The sequence below is a fragment of the Vibrio sp. J383 genome (assembly GCF_023503985.1).
GTDB lineage: Bacteria > Pseudomonadota > Gammaproteobacteria > Enterobacterales > Vibrionaceae > Vibrio > Vibrio splendidus.
In genome coordinates, this window is sequence record NZ_CP097294.1 from 570,289 (window position 1) to 586,716 (window position 16,428).

Here is a 16,428-nt window from a genome sequence, read left to right on the forward strand (position 1 = left end):
AGGAAAAAACCACTTGGCCAACCGAATGCCATCAAGCTTGGTTGGCCGATGAACAACGTGTAAAGGAATTACGAATTGTTTTGGCTAATACAAAGACTTTTACATCGAGGCACTCTTCATGACGACATTATCGCTATCAAATTTGAGTTCGGTTCCGCAGTTCAATGGCAAAGCACACAGCAAGCTGCAAGCATTAGCAAAACCCATTGGGGCGGTGTGTAATATCAGTTGCACCTACTGTTATTATTTAGAAAAACAACAGCTGCTTGATTACCCAAAAGGCTCTCAATATACGATGGATGAAGTTCTGTTAGAGCGTTATATCAAGCAATATATAGAAGGGCAGAATACGCCTGAAATCATCTTTTCTTGGCATGGTGGAGAGCCTACCTTGTTGGGGATTGAGTACTTTCAAAAGGTCGTCGAGCTGCAGAAAAAATATTGTCCTAACCACAGTAAGATCAGCAACGACCTTCAAACCAACGGCACGTTACTGAATGATGCGTGGTGTGAGTTCTTTAAGAACAATAACTTTATCATTGGCGTGAGTATTGATGGCCCAGAGCACTTACATAATCACTACCGAACCAACCGTGCAGGCAAAGGCACTTTTTCTCAAACAATGCGTGGTATTCACTACTTGAAGCAGCATAACGTCGAGTTCGCGACCCTAACCTGCGTGAATGATGTGACAGGAAAGTATCCGTTAGAGGTCTATCGCTTTCTGCGAGATGAAGTGGGTTCGAAGCAGTTGCAGTTTATACCTGTGGTCGATAAGCGCGAAGCTCACACCAACAATAAATGGTTGAGCAACCAACAAGCGATCATTCCCGTATCAGGTGAGGTTGAGGCTTGGAGTGTCGATTCTGCACAATGGGGAGAGTTCCTCACTACCATTTTTGACGAATGGTTCGAACATGATTTTGGTCGGGTATTAGTGCCGTACTTTGAAAATTTTGTCGGCGTATGGATGGGCAGAGAAAGTACCATGTGCACGCTGAGTGAGATCTGCGGCAAAGGGTTAGCAGTTGAGCCCAATGGCGATGTGTACTCATGTGACCATTATGTCTTTCCTGAATTTCAGCTAGGTAATATTCAGGAACAAGCACTTTCAACTTTAGCCTTCTCGCCAAAGCAGCAGAGTTTTGGGTTCGCCAAACAGAAGTCTCTGCCGAAACAATGCCAAGCCTGTGAGTTTAAATTTGCATGCCATGGCGAGTGCCCTAAAAACCGCATCATCAAAAGCCGAGATGGTGAGGCTGGATTAAATTATCTCTGTGAAGGATGGCTAAGCTTCTTCAAGCATATCGACCCGGTTATTAAGGGCTTACTCAAAGCCAATAATATTCCGTCTCGTCTGGGGTAGCGGAGTAGGCGTGAATGAATTCAATCTAGATTTAAAGTTAGATAAAAGGCTCGCTAAATTGTGCGAGCCTTTTGGTATTTGGTAACGGGTATATCTAGTCAGCCGATTCTTGGGCTGGGCTTATGGCGAGAAGAGTCTCTTCCATGGCATTGTTTAGAATCGAACGGTTACGCTGCATGGCGGCCATGAGCGTTGAGCCTAGCCATAGGCCATAAAGCATTCGAGACAGCGATTCGGGCTCTGCGATAGTGAAATCACCGGCCTCATTACCTTCTTCAAACAGTTTTGCCATACGCAGGATGATCTTTTCAGCGCCTTCTGCCATGGTCGATTGCAACGGGTTAGCAGACCCAGATACTTCTCCCGCCAGTTTTACGACAAGACATTGGATATTGAAGTCTTCAGTCAGTTTCGATGCACACCAAAACTCGAAATAGGCTTTTACGCGATCACGACGAGAAAGCGACTCATCACTTAAAAAGTCGTCCAGCTTAGCGAGATGCTCATCAAAGTAGTTGGTAAGAAGGATCTCACCAAAGTGTTCTTTGGATTTGAAGTAATGGTAAAAAGAACCCTTCGTGCCTTCCGCTTGGTTGATGATTTTCATCAGGCCAACACCAGCAAACCCGTGTTCATTAATAAGGCTAAACCCTGCATCGAGCATAGCTTGTCGCATGTCTTTCATTGTTCTTACTCTTTATGCTGAGAATGAGGAATAGTGTAACGAGCAACATACCAACCGTCCAGTCTAGCGCGTTAGGACGCGGTCAATAATTGACTCGTTTCGTCAAAGTAACTTTTTCTCTTATTGGCACTTCTAAGCGACAAAACTTTTTTCAAGATAAGCATATCCTATAAATCGAAAATAACGACCTTAAAGGGCTTGTTTGGTGTCTTAAAATGGCTAAATCAGGGTGTTTTAAGTTGCTGTTTTTGTTGGTTTTTAATTTGGTGTTTTCTTAAGATCGCAATGGTAGTCTTAGCTTAATTTCTTTAGGGGGCTAAATGGACACCAATAACAGCACTTATCATCACCACAGTTTTGCTCAACAAGACTTATCAGAGCTTACATTTACAGCCTGCACGTTTATCCGTTGTGATTTCAGACGTTCGAACCTGCGTGATGCGACGTTTATTAACTGTAAGTTCATCGAACAAGGCGATATTGAGGGATGCCACTTTGATATTGCCGACTTACGAGACGCAAGCTTCCAGAATTGCCAGTTGGCGATGGCGAATTTTAGTAACGCGAATTGCTATGGTATTGAGCTACGTGAATGCGACTTGAAAGGGGCGAACTTCACTCGTGCTAACTTTGCCAATCAGGTGAGCAATCGCATGTATTTTTGCTCGGCATACATCACGGGTTGCAACCTGTCTTACGCTAATTTTGAACAGGCTTGTTTAGAGAAGTGCGAACTGTTTGAGAACCGTTGGATAGGTACTTACCTTGGCGGCGCGTCACTGAAAGAGTCTGATCTTAGCCGAGGTGTGTTCTCGGAGGAAGTATGGGGGCAATTCAGTATGCAAGGTGCTAATTTATGCCATGCTGAATTAGAAGGGTTAGATCCTCGCAAGGTAGACACGTCGGGGATTAAAATTGTCGCTTGGCAACAAGAGCAACTGCTTGAAACCATGGGTATTGTGGTCATGCCCGATTGATTGATTGGTTCCTTTCCAATCATGCACCTTACGTTGTCGATATTGGTAGCTGTATCACTGCGCTACAATCAACCACAGCGGCTTAACAAACGCCCAAAACTAATATCTTTGGGCGTTTTAGTACCAATTACTGAAAACGTAGTGGTTAGTGATCGCGCATCTCAGAGCGTATTTTGTCGCAGAGGCCAAAGAATATCATGAGAGCACCGCATATCAGTGCTAGGACTAATGAGGTACTGATCACCAGTAGGTTTTCATAGACTAGAGGCAAAATAATAGAGGTAATGGCAAGGAGAATCACAAGAAGGTGAACGCTTCTGCCTAAATTTGGATTGTTAGCACAAAATGAAGCCCACATGTAACGCATTGTTAGCACCAATAGTAACCATAATTATGTTTACTATCATTAATTATTGAGTCATTAAATAATATGACATCCTGCAAGTTTGTCAATATAATTACAGGTTGTCATTTTGTAATTATATTGATTGTTAGTCATAAACCAATTGTTATCATGAATGGTGCGATAAGACTGAATGGCTGGGGTATTTTTTAGTCTCTGTTTGCAAAAACGCCCAAAGCAAAGCGCTTTGGGCGTTTTTGTATCTGATGATTTGTAAACTAACATCAAGGTTGGAAAATAGACGAGCGAATGAATAGGAACTGAAGGGTGTTAGTGCATGCCTGAGCGCATTTTATCGGCAAGTGCAAAGAAGACAAATAGCGCAAAACAGACTAGAGCGACACCTAGTGATACTAAGATCGTTGTTGCGTCTTTTGAAACCAGTGGAACGACGATAGAAGCTAACGCTACTAAGATAATAAAGATATGAACGATCCGACCGGGGATTGGATTTTTATGACAGAATGAAGCCCATAGGTAACGCATTTTTAACACCAGTATAATATTAGTGGGTTTATTCTATTTCCCTAGTGAGTGTTTTGTAAATATCTTTTTCACTACAGGTGACTGTAAATATGATCTAGGCCTTTGTGTTATAAAACTGATTAAATAACATAAAGTTATCGCTTGTTGATAGAATGGTTACCATCTATATGATAATTCATAATATTCCGTATTCTTTATGATGATAAGTCAAAAATTGTTCGATTTTTGGTTTCTTGACTGAAGGTCTCATTTATTGAGTGTTCTATTAAGAGACCGTTTGCTTATCATTATTTGTCTCGTCAATGTCTACATAATTAGAATCAGTTTTTAGTCTGTGATGGGTTTTATGTTATTTATCAAAGAGATTTTTTGATTTGAGATCGCGGCAATCTCGTTCGTAATTCTGTTTGATATACTCAATGTATATTCGATAAATGTGATGGAGATGATATGTCGAAAACCGCGAAGATCATTAATGAAGATAAGTTGGTAAAAAAAGCAGTTGAGGTCGGTTTTAAGATGGCAAAACTACAAGGTTTTGATTTGCCACATTCATCTCAACCAATAAAGGTTAAAGCGGTGTATTTGTTTCTTGTTGAAGTAAATCAGATCACGCCGTTACCAGAAAGTAAGCTTGATGGGGCAAACATTAAAAAGCGTCTGGCGCTATGGATACATAAAGCATTGCCTGACAATGACCCCCTGAAGTAACCCTTTTCCAAGTGAATATTTCTGATCTCGTTTCATCTGAGTGCATTATTCACAGACATGTTAGATAAGAAACCTAGCGAGCTCTCGTTAGGTTTTTGTTTTTGGATACGTCATTTTTAGTTTTAGTGTATTCAATAAAGCAGAAATAGCCCTTGATATCCCCCAAGCTTAACTTCTTTCACATACTCACCAACCTTGCCATTCATATCGATGGGCCTCATTGGCTTGTTTAATGGAATACTGAGTTTCGGTGCCGAATAGAAGTCACGATTTTTACCATAGAAATCGGTTCGATAAAGTACGCGCCCATGCTCAAACTCTCTCGCGAGCACCATCTCTTCTGGACCGCCCTCTACGATGTTTGTTTCCGAACGATAAAGAAAATAGGTATAGGTTGGTAACAGCTGAACCTTACCGTTTGGCAGATCAGCATGCACAACTTGATGCTTGGTTGAATCGCCGACAATGGTGTAGTCACTGGGTGTTGAGTGTGTGGTCGAAAGCATCAACGGAATGGGCTCTAATTTATTCGGAATCCGGTTGGCTGGAAAGCCTAGGTCGGCCTTGAGCAGCTGTGTCGGTTGGTAAGCCATGTTTTTCGGCACACCACTCTTCCAAAAACTCTCTTCGGTAGTATTGCCGCTGCCATACACATAACTGCTATTCCACTGGTTAAAATAACTATGTTGTGGCTGGTAGCTGAGGTAATAAATAGCGAGGGTTGAATACTGGTCTTGTTGCCAGTTATCTTGGCTGTTACCTAGGTATTGAACGCGCCCATAGCGAGTAGTGGCTTGGAATATAACGTTTGAATCAGTGTTAGCTAACGCTGAGTTATCCCAAAACTTAGACAATCCGGCATAACCACTAAAGCCTGTGGAGGGGAATAAGTAGTGCTCCCTAAAGTACAGGTTTCCTGAGTCAATTAAGTGTGATTGCCCGTTTTGGCCATAAAGGTTGGCCGTTCCAATATTAAGGCCAATTGAAAGAGTATCGTCGTTAGCTGATAACTGTTTGAGAAAGGCTGCGAATTGCGTTTTGTATTGCTTATCTGCTTCATTAGACCCTACGACAAGACCAAGCTCTTGAATGGTTCCTCCTGAATGAACCTCAAATTGATTGCCGCCTAAAAGCTTATTGGTATCGTCGTTGTAGGCACCATTGAGCCCTTGTTGCCCCCAATGTTTGGAATAGTAGTTTCGCATCAACATCAGTAGATCTGGGTTAGCAAGGTTGGTCAATGACCATGATGAGTTTTGGTTCCACATTCGGCCGAAAGGAATGACGCGTGACTCCCAGCGAAAGCGAGCTGTAGCTAATTTGTTGTTCCTATTTTCATATTCAGAAGGTGATAAATAGTTGTCTTGGTCGAGATCGGCTGATTGGTCAAAACCACGGATCTTGCGCCAATGTTTGGCTTTACCGGATGATTTCGAATCTACATTTGAAATGGGAAACGGTAGGTTCTTGATATCGAACTTGGGGAAACTGTCTTTTAATTGAACTTGATTTAAGCGAGGTCGAATATCGCTTGAACTGCCTTGCCAACGGATTCTGACAACGTATAAACGGCCGCCATCTCGCACAAATGTAGAACCAAAATACTGCCCGCCACCGTAACTCTGGCCACTCCCATCATGAGTTGTTGCTCTGACCCAATTCGAGGGCACTCGCCAGCTCAAAGCTTGGCTTTGGGTCATATTCTGTGTGTGATCGTTAATTATTTCTAAGCGAGCCCATGTCGTAGATTGGCCTAGATCATTCGTCGATGTTGGATATTCAATATGGAATTCTCCGCCTTGTGCAAAGCGTGAAAATTCGAATGTTAAGCTATCTAACTTCTCCGAATGGTAAACGTAGAGTGCTCCGCCACGTTCGAAATGTTCAAACACATCAGCATCCCAAGGCGGCTGCTGATAAAGTGCATAGCCCGTATGTTTTTCGTCTGCGGTATAGCCAACGATCATAGGCTTACGGCTTAAAAGCGTATTTTCACCGTGCGTTGTATCCAGCTCTGCAAGAATAGTATCTTCTGAAAAGTGTAGGAAAAAGTCTTCGTAATCAATGCCATTTCGCTCTGCGGCATTTCTAATTTCGTTTTCTAATTCTCCTGAATTCAGATCCAATTTTTGGTTGTACATATAACCAATCGCGCTGACGCTTTCGTTATCATTTTTATCGGCGTAAGCCCCAAACACCAAGTCACTATTGTTGACCTCCCAATCGATCACCTCTCTGGCTGATAAGGGGGAGCCATGTAAGTTGAACCCATTTTCATGTTGGCTTGGTAGCACAATGGTATAGCTTGCCAAGCTAGTGTTTGAAGACACAAGGTATGTAAAGGGAAGGGCCAATAGTAGTCGAGTACGGTGTTTTTTCATCAAGCTTCCTAGCCACAATGGGAGCGATTTAATATCAGCCAAATTAAGCATCTCACGCTATGTCAGTGTAGCAAAGCACGGTATTGAGGTTGGGTTTACCTCTGAAGGTTAGCTCGAATAGATATCAGAACGTAGCTTCTAACTTGACAGTTTGGAGGTTACTAACAACTATTAAGTTGATGATTTTTAATCCGTAATCCATTGGTTCACCTAAGTTGAATGACTAAGGACGTAGGTGCGGGTGTTTTATGATGTTCAATATGACTGAACTCGATAAATAAGGAGGGGATGCCCCTTATGATGTCTTTACTGTTTTTGTTATTACTTGTAGCGATGATATGTGCTTTTTTTGGTACAAAGACCGCTGCGTATGGCTTTTTCGCTAGCTCAGTGATCCTTGGTTTGTATTGGTTCAATCATCATGCGACTGACCCACTCTCGATCTTATTGTAAGGAGCTAACATGAATCGAAATCAGTTAACTCTCTTGAATACACTTGGCCTGCTAGGCATGACAGCCGTTTTATTGATCGGCTTTGTTCTGCAGTTCGTGTTAAATGAACTCCCTTGTCCTTTGTGTTTGTTGCAGCGCATTGGTTTTGTGATGGTGGCGTTTGGCTTCATGCTGAATGTGGTTTATGGGCCTCAATCTCGTCACTATGGTGTCATTCTGATTGGCGCTTTGTATGGTGTGGCCACATCGCTAAGACAAGTCTCTTTGCACGTAATTCCCGGAACTCCAGGCTACGGCAGTCCTATTTTGGGAATGCACTATTACACATGGGCATTTGTACTATTTGTGGCGACGATTCTTGCTGTGTCGGTTATTTTGATACTGACCAATAAGACCGAATCTCATGAACCATACAAGATGGGTAATTTCGGGCGGATTGTGTGTCTTCTGGCAATCGCGGTGGTAGCCTTGAATGCTATTGCTACGTTTGTGGAGTGTGGGCCATATCAGTGTCCGGATAACCCGGTGAGCTATTGGTTACTCAATCAAGGTGCTGGTGGATAATTTCTGTGCTTAGAAAAAAGAGCGAGAGGCAAGCTTCTCGCTCTTTTTGTATGCGTTGTATTCTCAAATCCCGCTAACGGTTTGGCTTGGCTTGGCTTAGTTAGCTTAGCGATTCACCTGCTCAACAATCTCTCGCGTTAGGCGGGCAATCTCATCCCACTCTCCGTTTTCAACGAGCTTTTTGTCCACCATCCACGTACCACCACATGCCAATACCTGAGGAACGACTAGGTAGTTGCCAATGTTTGATGGCGTGATACCACCAGTAGGCATCAGTCGAATATCGCCATAAGGTCCGACTAGCGATTTCACCATACTGATACCGCCAGAAGCTTCTGCTGGGAAGAACTTCAAGGTTGTTAAGCCCATCTCTAATGCCGCTTCCACTGTACTTGGGTTGTTCACTCCCGGGATAATATCAATGCCTATCTCTTGGCATGCTTTAACCGTGTTTGGATTAAATCCCGGTGATACCACAAAGGTTGCGCCCGCTTCTCTCGCGGCCAGTGCTTGCTCACGGTTTAAGATGGTGCCAGCACCAATCAGCATGTCTGGCTGAGCTTCTCGTAACAGTCGAATAGCTTCAACTGCGGCGTCAGAACGGAAAGTAATTTCTGCTGCAGGCAGCCCATTTTCAGCCAAGACTTTACCTAGTGGAATAATATCCTCTGCGTTATCAATCGCGATAACAGGGATAACTTTAAGTGCTTTTAATTGGTCATTAATTGTAGGCATGGTTTACTTCTTAATAGGGTTTGAAAGAGTATCGGTGATGGCTTTTGGAATAATTGCACCGTGGTGTTGAATAACTAGTCTCGCTAGTGCATTACCTTGTTGACAGGCTTCTGAAACAGAACCTCCAGCGAGATAGCAAGATAAGAAACCACCGTTAAAAGAGTCGCCTGCAGAGGTGCTATCAACCACAGTTTCGACAGGTGTCGTTGTGACTTTTACTGGTACATCTTTGGGGTTTTTACTGATCAAGCAGCCTTCAGCACCAAGCTTTACAACAACGGTTTTGACGCCGAGTGTATGCAGTCTTTTTATGGTGTCTTGTGGCGTTTGATCGCTCCACAACAGTTGTTCATCATCGAACGTGACTAGGGCTATATCGGTCGCTTGATAGGCCAGCTGATAAGCTTCTTTGGTTGCGTCTTGTGAGCTCCACAACTTTGGTCGATAGTTGCTATCAAAGGCGATGGCAACGCCGCGTTCACGTAGACCTTGGATGATAGTGAGTAACTTTAGCTGATCGCCATGAGGCAAGATCGCCAGAGAGATTCCACTCAAAAACACCATATCGACATCTTCAAGTTGGGCGGTTATTTTGTCAAAATCTGGGTGCTGTACCATGTAGCGAGCAGCCGAGTCATTACGCCAATACAGAAATGTGCGTTCACCAACGTCATCTAATTGAATCAGATACAGGCCTGGCGAGCGCTGCTCGTCAATCAGTACGAAATCAGTTGATAGCCCTTCATCCTGCCATCGGTTAAGCATCTGCTGACTGATAGCGTCTGAGCCTAGCGCTGTGACATAACTGGTACGAATCATAGGTGCGTCTGACGAACAGGAATAGCTGGTGGCACTTCGGTTCAAATAAACAGCGGCGTTGAGCGTATCCCCACCATAGGTCTGTTGCATGGAACCGAATGGAGCGCCGTTCAGTTCTATCATGCATTCGCCGATAATCGCAATGTGGCTCATAGTGTGCCCTTACAGAAAGATTGGTATTGCTAGGAATAAATGATGGAACGTGGCTACAAGGAAGGTAGCCACGTTGATTCTTTTCCCAATAGGTTGGGATGAAGTGTTACTTGTTGTCTAGCTTTACGAACAACAGTGTTAATACGTAAGACAGTACAAACACACCAACCACACCCATAATCGCTTGGATAAAGTTCTGCGTACCGCCTGCAAGGTAAGCCGGTAAGCTGAAGACAGAAGAAAGAATGTAGCTCGTTAAGTGAGTATCTATCGTTACCGAGATAGCACCGAACACACCCGCAGCCAAACTCGCCGTCATCATTGCTTTGGTGTATTTCGTTAGGACACCAAATAGAGCCGGCTCCGTGATGCCTAAGATAGCGGTAACACTTGAGCCCATCGTAATTGAAGACTGCTCTTTAGAAACCGTCTTGCGTTGTTTATGCCAGATGGCCATTGTTGCACCAGCGATTGCCATGTTACCTAAACACATGATCGGCATAAGTAAATCCTTACCATACAGTGCAAAGTTGTTCAGGCTGATTGGTGTCATGCTGTGGTGAATACCAAACACAATCGTAATCGGGCGAGTCAGACCAAACACAAAGCCTGTTAACGTCGGAGAGATTTCCAGTAGCGAGCTCATAACCCAACCTGCACCATTACTTAGCCAGATACCAGCAGGGCCAACAAATGATAGCGTGATGGTAGAAGTCACAGTAAACGCAAGCAGTGGCGTAAATACTGGTTTCGCTGAAGAGGGTACCAGTCGGTCAACCATCGGCGTGACTTTAGACAACAACCAAATCGCCAAAATAGCGGGTACGATAGCGCCACCGTAGTTGAGCAGCTCAATGGGTACTACGCCTAGCACCGTCAGCTCAGGTGCAGCGCCAGCCTCTTTTAGCATCGCCGCTTTATCTACTAGCTTGGGTGCTAGCATTGCAGAGGAGACAGCAAGTGCTATGTACTCGTTTACTTTGAATACCTTAGCGGCAGAGAAAGAAACCAGCATAGGTAAGAAGAAGAACACAGCAACAGAGATTGAGCGGAAGAAATAAACCGTGTCTGAGGTTTCAGAGATAACATTGGTTGCGATAAGGCCAGAAAGTAAACCCATCAACATACCTGCACCGGCAATCGCTGGAACTACAGGGCCGAAGATGCCCGCGACAATGCGCATCACGCCTTGGAACAGCTTGCCTTTCTCTAGCTCATCGGCCGGATTAGCGTCAGCTTGTTGAGTATTCGAGAGCGCGTTGAACCATTTCTCTACCTCAACTCCAATGATAACTTGAGTTTGGCCTTGTTGAAGGACCACACCTTTCACATCAGCGATCTTCTTGATAGCCTCTTCGTCTACCAGAGACTCGTTTGCCAATTTGAATCGTAGCCTTGTCATACAGTGCGTGATACTCACGATATTGTCTTCACCACCAAGTGCAGTGATTAATAACTGTATATTTTCTTTGAAATTTTTATTTTTCGATGATGACTTCGAGTTATTAATAACGGCATCACTCTTTTCTACCATTTGCATACTACACCTGTTATTGGAATATATTTAACTCGAGCAATCATAACGACAATCAATTTAAATCCAACGCAGTAAAAAGAGATCTCAATCACACTTAAAATTCGAAAAATTATTTTTCCACCGTTTTTAGCCAATTGGTATGTTTTGTTTATCAAAAAAATACTCTTAACGTACCAATTATTTTTACGAAAAATTAGCGCTTGAAATGTGGTTTTTAAAGCGGTTAGATAATAGGAGTTGACTTAAGTTTAGGTTATTTAATTGTGAAAGAAACTATTATATCTGATATCCATTGTATTATTACTAAACCAGACAGACACAATCTCATTACCGTGGTAGTTGAAACGAATGAAGGCGTGACTGGATTTGGTTGTGCGACATTCCAACAGAGACCACTTGCTGTAAAAACAATGGTCGATGAATATTTAAAACCTATTCTTATTGGTAAAAATGCCAATAATATTGAAGACTTATGGCAAATGATGATGGTCAACGCTTATTGGCGAAATGGCCCTGTCATCAATAATGCAATTTCCGGTGTTGATATGGCACTGTGGGATATTAAAGCTAAATTGGCGGGTATGCCGTTACACCAATTATTTGGTGGTAAGTCTCGTGATGCTATTCCTGTATACACACATGCGACTAGCGACACGATGGAAGGTATTTATGAGCTGGTGGAGTCTTTCCTAGACAAAGGCTATAAGCACATTCGTTGTCAGCTTGGTTTCTATGGCGGTGTTCCAACCGATTTGCATACCACTCAAAACCCGACTGAAGGTTCGTACTACGACCAAGATCAGTACATGGACAATACTCTAACGATGTTTAAGTCGCTGAGAGAAAAATATGGTAACCAATTCCATATTCTGCATGATGTTCATGAACGCCTTTTCCCAAATCAAGCGATACAATTTGCCAAAGAAGTCGAGCAATACAAGCCTTACTTCATTGAAGATATTCTGCCGCCCAATCAAACTGAATGGTTGGATAATATTCGTAGTCAAAGCTCAGTTTCATTAGGTTTAGGGGAGTTGTTTAATAACCCTGAAGAGTGGAAATCTCTGATTGCTAACCGCCGCATTGATTTCATTCGTTGCCATGTTTCACAAATTGGTGGGATTACTCCTGCTCTGAAACTAGGCCATCTATGTCAGAACTTCGGTGTTCGTATTGCATGGCATTGTCCGCCAGATATGACGCCAATTGGTGCAGCGGTAAACACACATTTGAATGTGCATTTACACAATGCGGCCATTCAAGAGCATGTTGAATACAACGAGAACACACACAAGGTATTCCCGAACGCTGCAGAGCCCATTAATGGATACTTATACGCTTCAGAAGTCGCAGGTATTGGTGTTGAGATCGACCGAGAGGTTGCAGCCGAGTTCCCTGTTATGTACCGCCCCCATGAGTGGACTCAAAGTCGCCTTCCTGATGGCGCGATCCACACTCCATAACTCATTGAGTTAATCAAAATGGCCGCTTAAAGCGGCCGTTTTTTTATCTGAGATTTCTCGCTGGTTTTAGCTTCAGGGTCAGTGTTCGTTCTAGATTTTTTGCTGTTGCTTGCCTAGACAGTTAATCAGAAAGTTATCAAATTTTTCATATCTAAATTCTTAGTATTATCTCTCATATAATTTCAATTAACTGACTTTAAATCGTTCAGTAATAACAGGCTGACTATCATGAAAAATATTTCATTATAAGTTTACGTTAATTTCCCCACTTTCTAGGCTTGTCTTTTCGATACGATTTTAATTTTTATTTGATCGGTTAATGGAAAAGTAGTGATGTACATTAATTATCACTGTTATTATTTTTAATACGGTTTCATTCGCCTTTAGCTATTGAAAGTTCAATCGACAAACTGGCTGTTATTAAAATAGATTAATGGTATTAAAAGTTAAGTGATTTAGCGTATTTTCTATAAAACCACACATCTATTGGTTGTTATTTAATCTGTGTTGTGTAATAGAGGTTATTTTAGTTTTTAATTTTGCATTTTACATTTAAAGTATTGAATTTAAAGGTTATTTTGATGAACATAAAACAGTGATTTAGGTCTGCAATTTCAGATGGATAATATTGTGGGTGAGGAGTTAATTAGTAAATATACGCCCTAGAAATCGAGTCGAATACTGTCCATATATTTCAACTTGAAGACCAATAAGTTGCTATGCAACTAATAACAATAAAATAATATTAGGGTTTATATGAAAAGCACATTCAAACTGTCTTTAGCTGCTGTTTTAGTTACTTCTGCAATGGGGGTTCATGCAGGCATTGCCATTGTTGATACAGAAGAAGGCAACTTCTCTGTCGGTGGTAACGTTGAGCTGAACTTCAACTACCAAGATAGAGAGTCTAACGATAACGGTGACGCAGAGTTCAACCAAGATGGTCGAGTTCTGATTGAATTCGCTGGTCAAAAGTACACCAGTAATGGTCACTATGTTGGGGTTAAAGCGCAGCCTCTATTTGAAAGCACAGGCAATGTCGCACTCGATGATACCTATTTTGAGTTCGGCAAAAAAGACGGGTGGGCGATAAAGGCGGGTCGTTTTGAAGCCTACGATATGTTCCCTGTGGGCCTCGATGTTTTCCTTGAATATTCAGGCGATACTTCAAATGAACTTTATACGGGTGGCAGCGCTTATGTGTACCAGATGAAAGAAGCGCGCGGTCGTGGTTCTGATGGTCAGTTGATGTATAGCCAAAGTTTTGGGGATTTGTATGTCGAACTAGGAACGATGATCGGTGATCGCTCTGACTTGTTCTCTGATAGCTACCATGGTGTGGAAGTAGACCACGACAACGCTAAAGATGCGTTCCTTGTTCGCCCGGTTGTGTCATATAAAATGGGTGACTTTGCTATTGCAGCCTCAATGGAAACTAACTTAGTCAGCGATGCCGTTGTCGACAGTTCGGGTAAAGATATCTCTGACCGAACTGGCTACGGTCTAACAGGTAATTGGTCTAATGGTTCTTGGAACGTTAACGCTAACTTTGCTTACTTAGATGCTGTCGATGAGGCTAATGCAACTGTGGGTTTGAACGCGCTTTATAACAACTTCGGGATCGGCTACATCTATGGTGCGAACGAATATGACTCGACATGGGCGAAAGGCGATGTGACGGTTAACACAGGCTACGCATCTTATGAGTTCCAGAATGTGCTCGAAGTACAAGATTTCTCTGTTCTTCTTGGTACTTACTACACAACAGTCGATAACAAAACGACGAACACGTCTGCGTTCTCTGAAGACGATGATTTTGGTGCTCGTGTACGTCTGTACTACGAATTCTAATAACAGTTGATTCAATTCTACTGACAACCCGCCACTGTGCGGGTTGTTGTTTTTTTGGGGAGGAGGATAGCTACGGAAAATAAATGTGGGAAGGCAAAGTGGTTTGAATACCAACCAAACCGTTACTTTTTGTCTCGGAAGCTCATGCTCTCACTGTTAAAAGGCGTGTGGTAGGTGCATTGATAGTTGATGTCGATGATATCGCTGACGATGAACAGTTCACCCGATGCCAAGAAACCTCGGTTGGTGATATTCATCGCTGCTGCATTTTTTTTGCAGCCGAGTAGCTCTGCGTCTTCTTTAGAAACGTTGATCGCTTGATAAGTCGTTAAGTAGCTATCGATCTGAAGGCCTTTCGCTAGCGCATGTTTCTGGATTGAGCTTTCAATGATCTCGGCATTCATCTCTGGGAAGACTCTGACAGGTATCTTGGCTTCTTCAATCTGGACTACTTTGTTGTTAATTAATCGAAGTCGTCTAATTTTCCAAATGTAGTCATTGTCGTCTAAAGAAAAAATCTGCTGTTCGTGGTTATCGGGTAGCGCTTTATTCAGTTGGAGCTTTTTATAAGTGATTTCTTCAAAACTGTTTTCAGTGATGGAGTTGTACACTAGTGGTGTACCAATGAGAGAAGTGTTTACGAAGTAACCAGAACCTACTTTAGATTTCACCATGCCAATGGCCTCTAGCTTGGCTAGTGCTTTACGAATCGTAAAACGAGATAATCCATATATTTCAGATAGTTCTCTTTCTGAAGGAAGCTTATGGTTGATACTGTTTTGGCAAATTTTGCTTACAATATCTTGAACAACTAACTCGTACTTTTTCATAGATCAATCACTTTAAAGTGTATTCACTGTGACTAAAGAATAGTGAACTAAATCAAGGATTCAGCACGCTCTGAATGACTGATAATTATAACATAGAAGGTTAAATGGGGGATGATAATTGAGGGTAGCTAGGTACATTAGTGATGGTCTTCTTTGTGCCAGCTCTGTGACATATTGTGGTTTTAGTCCTCATTTTGTAAAACAAGATTATGAACTTTAACGTGCGGCATTTAATGTCTGTGTTGTTGCTATTTTAAGTGAATAATTCAGGAGTAGGGTATGAGTTCGAATCAAATCAAAAATGTCGTATTTGATGTGGGTAATGTGATTGTGCGTTGGTCGCCGCTGGAAATTACTCAACTAACGTTTGGTAATATTGCCGACCCTGAAGCCCGAGCGCTTTCGATTTTCCAAAGCGCAATTTGGTTGGATTTGAACAAAGGCCTTTTAACCGAAAGTGAAGCAAAATTTCGTTACCAACAAGAGCTCAATTTATCTTCATTAGAGTGCGACCGCCTGTTTTATTACGTTAAGCAAACGCAGATCTTATTGCATGGTTCTGTCGACCTCATCGAGCGTGTAAAGCGTGCTGGGTATGGTGTGTATGCACTTACCGACAACGTGGCCGAGATTGTTGAACACCTAAAAACCACCTACGAATTTTGGCCTTTGTTTGATGGCACAGCCGTATCCACTGAACTTGGCATGCTTAAACCACAGCCTGAGATTTACCAAGCGTTGCTTTCTAATAATGGACTTGAAGCTTCAGAAACGGTGTTCATTGATGATATGCCTTACAACGTAGAAGGGGCAAAGGCCGTAGGCATGGCAGGCATTCAGTTTATCGATTCTGTGCAATGCGAGAACGAACTGCGTGCTCTTGGCATCGAATTTACGTGACCATGTAGTGAAGTGCTCAAGCTATCTATATTTAGTCAGGTTTATCTATACAGATAATCTAGGTAGGCAAGATAAGTAGAAAAACGACGGATAGAAAAGACTGATAAAAGCTAA

15 protein-coding genes are annotated in these 16,428 nt (G+C 42.5%); 8 read left to right on the forward strand and 7 right to left on the reverse strand.

Translation table 11 applies throughout. The features are described from left to right. Positions 1 to 118: 118 nt before the first annotated feature. On the forward strand, positions 119 to 1,366 hold the full coding sequence (locus M4S28_RS19110; protein WP_249633519.1) for an anaerobic sulfatase maturase: 1,248 nt from the start codon (positions 119 to 121) through the stop codon (positions 1,364 to 1,366). A 94-nt stretch (positions 1,367 to 1,460) separates the two neighbouring features. Here the strand turns inward: M4S28_RS19110 and M4S28_RS19115 are convergent, their stop codons facing one another. After that, positions 1,461 to 2,051 carry a TetR/AcrR family transcriptional regulator gene (locus M4S28_RS19115; RefSeq protein WP_249633520.1) on the reverse strand — a complete coding sequence of 197 codons (591 nt, stop codon included), beginning with the start codon at positions 2,049 to 2,051 and terminating at the stop codon, positions 1,461 to 1,463. 320 nt (positions 2,052 to 2,371) lie between these two features. Between M4S28_RS19115 and M4S28_RS19120 the strand changes: the two genes are divergently transcribed. Next, positions 2,372 to 3,028, forward strand: coding sequence for a Qnr family pentapeptide repeat protein (locus M4S28_RS19120; RefSeq protein ID WP_249633521.1), 657 nt, complete (start codon positions 2,372 to 2,374; stop codon positions 3,026 to 3,028). 673 nt (positions 3,029 to 3,701) lie between these two features. Here M4S28_RS19120 and M4S28_RS19130 read toward each other — a convergent pair. Then, positions 3,702 to 3,917, reverse strand: a complete 216-nt coding sequence (locus tag M4S28_RS19130) for a hypothetical protein (RefSeq protein ID WP_029222555.1) — start codon at positions 3,915 to 3,917, stop codon at positions 3,702 to 3,704. Between the two features lie 450 nt (positions 3,918 to 4,367). On the opposite strand from M4S28_RS19130, the gene M4S28_RS19135 reads away from it, so the two are divergent. Continuing rightward, the gene (locus M4S28_RS19135) at positions 4,368 to 4,628 is read left to right on the forward strand and encodes a DUF5062 family protein (protein ID WP_010431978.1); all 261 of its coding nucleotides are present in this window, start codon (positions 4,368 to 4,370) and stop codon (positions 4,626 to 4,628) included. A 131-nt stretch (positions 4,629 to 4,759) separates the two neighbouring features. On the opposite strand, the gene M4S28_RS19140 is transcribed toward M4S28_RS19135, so the two are convergent. Next, entirely contained in the window at positions 4,760 to 7,009 is a 2,250-nt protein-coding gene (locus M4S28_RS19140; protein WP_249633522.1) for a hypothetical protein, read from the reverse strand. A 297-nt stretch (positions 7,010 to 7,306) separates the two neighbouring features. Here M4S28_RS19140 and M4S28_RS19145 point away from each other — a divergent pair, with 297 nt between their 5' ends. Together M4S28_RS19145 and M4S28_RS19150 are read left to right on the forward strand one after the other, a co-directional pair. Continuing rightward, positions 7,307 to 7,462, forward strand: a complete 156-nt coding sequence (locus M4S28_RS19145; protein ID WP_004732395.1) for a DUF5993 family protein — start codon at positions 7,307 to 7,309, stop codon at positions 7,460 to 7,462. Between the two features lie 9 nt (positions 7,463 to 7,471). Further along, entirely contained in the window at positions 7,472 to 8,026 is a 555-nt protein-coding gene (locus M4S28_RS19150) for a disulfide bond formation protein B (protein ID WP_249633523.1), read from the forward strand. Between the two features lie 105 nt (positions 8,027 to 8,131). On the opposite strand, the gene M4S28_RS19155 is transcribed toward M4S28_RS19150, so the two are convergent. The 3 genes from M4S28_RS19155 to M4S28_RS19165 all read right to left on the reverse strand — a co-directional run bounded on the left by M4S28_RS19155 (position 8,132) and on the right by M4S28_RS19165 (position 11,273). Further along, a complete protein-coding gene (locus M4S28_RS19155; protein ID WP_249633524.1) occupies positions 8,132 to 8,761 on the reverse strand; it encodes a bifunctional 4-hydroxy-2-oxoglutarate aldolase/2-dehydro-3-deoxy-phosphogluconate aldolase in 630 nt (209 codons plus the stop codon). A gap of 3 nt (positions 8,762 to 8,764) precedes the next feature. Next, positions 8,765 to 9,733 carry a sugar kinase gene (locus M4S28_RS19160; RefSeq protein ID WP_249633525.1) on the reverse strand — a complete coding sequence of 323 codons (969 nt, stop codon included), beginning with the start codon at positions 9,731 to 9,733 and terminating at the stop codon, positions 8,765 to 8,767. A 106-nt stretch (positions 9,734 to 9,839) separates the two neighbouring features. Further along, entirely contained in the window at positions 9,840 to 11,273 is a 1,434-nt protein-coding gene (locus M4S28_RS19165; protein WP_249633526.1) for a PTS transporter subunit EIIC, read from the reverse strand. 260 nt (positions 11,274 to 11,533) lie between these two features. On the opposite strand from M4S28_RS19165, the gene M4S28_RS19170 reads away from it, so the two are divergent. Both M4S28_RS19170 and M4S28_RS19175 read left to right on the forward strand, forming a co-directional pair. Next, positions 11,534 to 12,733, forward strand: a complete 1,200-nt coding sequence (locus M4S28_RS19170) for an enolase C-terminal domain-like protein (RefSeq protein WP_249633527.1) — start codon at positions 11,534 to 11,536, stop codon at positions 12,731 to 12,733. Between the two features lie 756 nt (positions 12,734 to 13,489). Then, on the forward strand, positions 13,490 to 14,584 hold the full coding sequence (locus tag M4S28_RS19175) for a carbohydrate porin (RefSeq protein ID WP_249633528.1): 1,095 nt from the start codon (positions 13,490 to 13,492) through the stop codon (positions 14,582 to 14,584). A 122-nt stretch (positions 14,585 to 14,706) separates the two neighbouring features. Here the strand turns inward: M4S28_RS19175 and M4S28_RS19180 are convergent, their stop codons facing one another. Further along, positions 14,707 to 15,414 carry a GntR family transcriptional regulator gene (locus tag M4S28_RS19180; protein ID WP_249633529.1) on the reverse strand — a complete coding sequence of 236 codons (708 nt, stop codon included), beginning with the start codon at positions 15,412 to 15,414 and terminating at the stop codon, positions 14,707 to 14,709. A gap of 279 nt (positions 15,415 to 15,693) precedes the next feature. On the opposite strand from M4S28_RS19180, the gene M4S28_RS19185 reads away from it, so the two are divergent. Beyond that, positions 15,694 to 16,314 carry an HAD family hydrolase gene (locus M4S28_RS19185; RefSeq protein ID WP_249633530.1) on the forward strand — a complete coding sequence of 207 codons (621 nt, stop codon included), beginning with the start codon at positions 15,694 to 15,696 and terminating at the stop codon, positions 16,312 to 16,314. Positions 16,315 to 16,428: the final 114 nt, after the last annotated feature.

Excerpts from the sequence above, each read along its gene's own strand:
- M4S28_RS19110 (WP_249633519.1), top strand. The coding sequence starts at position 119 with ATGACGACATTATCGCTATCAAATTTGAGTTCGGTTCCGCAGTTCAAT.
- M4S28_RS19115 (WP_249633520.1), bottom strand. The coding sequence starts at position 2,051 with ATGAAAGACATGCGACAAGCTATGCTCGATGCAGGGTTTAGCCTTATT.
- M4S28_RS19120 (WP_249633521.1), top strand. The coding sequence starts at position 2,372 with ATGGACACCAATAACAGCACTTATCATCACCACAGTTTTGCTCAACAA.
- M4S28_RS19130 (WP_029222555.1), bottom strand. The coding sequence starts at position 3,917 with ATGCGTTACCTATGGGCTTCATTCTGTCATAAAAATCCAATCCCCGGT.
- M4S28_RS19135 (WP_010431978.1), top strand. The coding sequence starts at position 4,368 with ATGTCGAAAACCGCGAAGATCATTAATGAAGATAAGTTGGTAAAAAAA.
- M4S28_RS19140 (WP_249633522.1), bottom strand. The coding sequence starts at position 7,009 with ATGAAAAAACACCGTACTCGACTACTATTGGCCCTTCCCTTTACATAC.
- M4S28_RS19145 (WP_004732395.1), top strand. The coding sequence starts at position 7,307 with ATGATGTCTTTACTGTTTTTGTTATTACTTGTAGCGATGATATGTGCT.
- M4S28_RS19150 (WP_249633523.1), top strand. The coding sequence starts at position 7,472 with ATGAATCGAAATCAGTTAACTCTCTTGAATACACTTGGCCTGCTAGGC.
- M4S28_RS19155 (WP_249633524.1), bottom strand. The coding sequence starts at position 8,761 with ATGCCTACAATTAATGACCAATTAAAAGCACTTAAAGTTATCCCTGTT.
- M4S28_RS19160 (WP_249633525.1), bottom strand. The coding sequence starts at position 9,733 with ATGAGCCACATTGCGATTATCGGCGAATGCATGATAGAACTGAACGGC.
- M4S28_RS19165 (WP_249633526.1), bottom strand. The coding sequence starts at position 11,273 with ATGCAAATGGTAGAAAAGAGTGATGCCGTTATTAATAACTCGAAGTCA.
- M4S28_RS19175 (WP_249633528.1), top strand. The coding sequence starts at position 13,490 with ATGAAAAGCACATTCAAACTGTCTTTAGCTGCTGTTTTAGTTACTTCT.
- M4S28_RS19180 (WP_249633529.1), bottom strand. The coding sequence starts at position 15,414 with ATGAAAAAGTACGAGTTAGTTGTTCAAGATATTGTAAGCAAAATTTGC.
- M4S28_RS19185 (WP_249633530.1), top strand. The coding sequence starts at position 15,694 with ATGAGTTCGAATCAAATCAAAAATGTCGTATTTGATGTGGGTAATGTG.